The following is a 1,110-nucleotide window of genomic DNA, read 5'->3' as shown; positions in this document are numbered from 1 at the left end:
TATGCGTCAGGCGTGAGTGGCACCGGCAAGGCGCTGCAGGGCAATATCGACCCGAACGTGTTGTTCGCCCAGCCAGCCCAGATAGCTGCCGAGGTGGAGCGTGTGCTGAACAGTTTTGGCAAACCCTACCAGGGCACCGGCACCGGCCCCACGCACATCTTCAACCTGGGCCATGGCATCAGCCAGCACACACCGCCCGAAAGTGTCTCGGCCCTTGTCGACGCTGTGCACCGCCATTCCCGTGCCTTGAGGGCATGAGTTTCATACCACTATTTCAGCCCGAACCGCGGACCGTTGTTAACACTTATGCACAAAAACGGGGTGGGCCTTCCCCGACTATCCCCTGTTTGGGTGGTCGGCGCTATTAAAGCAATAGCGCTTGTAAGTTGTTGATTCATAAGGAAATCAAACTTTGCTTTTTTTCCGGGCAATCCAGCCAAAGCCTTGATTTTCAAGGCTTCGCAGGGCCTCACAGCAAGATATCAACAAAGTTATCCACAGAAACACTGGGTTGGGTACAAAGCCTATTCAAATCAAGTACTTAGACCAGCTTTCGCAAGTCAACATCAATAATTTCACTCAAGTGGCCTTTTACCCCCACCCCCACCGCGCAGCTACATGCCCCGGCCCATGAGCCATTGGTTGTGTGTACTCGTCCAAACCCCGGCCCACGCCAGCGTGGGTTCGGTGCTGAGTTACAGAAGTGAGTCGCTACTAGCACCCGGCACCCTGATACGCGTGCCCCTGGGCAAGCGTGAGACCCTCGGTGTGGTGTGGGACGCCGATGCGGCGCAAGCCACGGGCGAGCTGGATCCCGGCAAGATACGCGACGTGGCAGGTGTGTTAGAGGGCATTCCTCCGCTCAGCACGCGGTGGCAACAATTGCTTACATTTACGGCGCAGTACTACCAGCGGTCCATCGGTGAAGTGGCCCTGGCCGCGCTGCCACCGCAACTGCGAGAGCTATCACTCCAACAGGTGCAGCGGCGCTTGCAGCGCACCCAAAAAAATCCGCCAAAACTCGGTGGCAGTGCGCAAGCCACCTACGCCACCGATTCGTCTGCCAACAACGCCCTGCCCGCGCTGAGCCCCGAGCAGGCCTCGGTGGTC

Annotated in this window: 2 protein-coding genes; both read left to right on the top strand. The window is 58.2% G+C overall.

The window, feature by feature from the left end; translation table 11 throughout:
- Window positions 1-258: uroporphyrinogen decarboxylase family protein (locus AC097P_RS24650; protein ID WP_479613046.1), on the top strand; the 258-nt coding region annotated here is incomplete at its 5' end.
- 372 nt (window positions 259-630) lie between these two features.
- Window positions 631-1,110: primosomal protein N' family DNA-binding protein (locus AC097P_RS24645; RefSeq protein WP_479613045.1), on the top strand; the 480-nt coding region annotated here is incomplete at its 3' end.

The organism is Rhodoferax sp. ZS1R8, assembly GCF_056521325.1.
Note: the sequence above shows the minus strand (reverse complement) of the source record. Positions and strands in the feature narration are given on the sequence as shown.